Annotated in this window: 1 pseudogene; it reads right to left on the bottom strand. The window is 53.3% G+C overall.

From position 1 onward, the window contains the following. A pseudogene (gene obgE, locus BG74_RS06930) lies at positions 1 to 319 on the bottom strand (GTPase ObgE); the annotation flags it as partial. Positions 320 to 580 lie beyond the last annotated feature (261 nt).

Below are 580 nucleotides of genomic sequence, written 5' to 3'. Positions count from 1 at the left end.
CGCCCATGACTTCGTTGGTGCCCAGATCAAGAACCCGCGTACCCACAGGCACTTTGATAACGATATCTTTGCCGCGCTTGCCGGTACAATCTCGGCTCTGGCCGTTTTGTCCGCGCTCGGCGTGAAAGTTTTTCTCAAAACAGTAATCGATGAGGGTATTCAGATTTTCATCTGCCAGCAGACATACGTCGCCGCCGTCGCCGCCGTCGCCGCCGTCTGGCCCACCGTAGGGGATGTATTTTTCCCGACGAAAGCTGACGCAGCCGTCGCCGCCGTCGCCTGCTGCCACCAAAATAGCGGCTTCATCAACAAACTTCATGATAATTCTCCATAACCCATTTGCTGGGCATCCTGATAACCATAGCTGGGGTCCGTCTGTTCAACCCAGGCCACCAGTGGGGTGACCGACAGCGGAACACATCACGCCCGCCACCAACTACAACCGCGCCTCTATGGCTGACAAAGTTCGTCGGCAGCTCAAAGGCCGTGGGCTAGAACAGAACAGAGCTAGAGTAAATTAGAAAAATCAGGGTAAAAAGCGGCGTCAAGGTAATAAGGTAATAAGGTAATAAGGTAATAA

Source organism: Sodalis-like endosymbiont of Proechinophthirus fluctus, from assembly GCF_001602625.1.
Lineage (GTDB): Bacteria > Pseudomonadota > Gammaproteobacteria > Enterobacterales > Enterobacteriaceae.
This window is presented reverse-complemented; position numbering and strand designations above follow the sequence as displayed.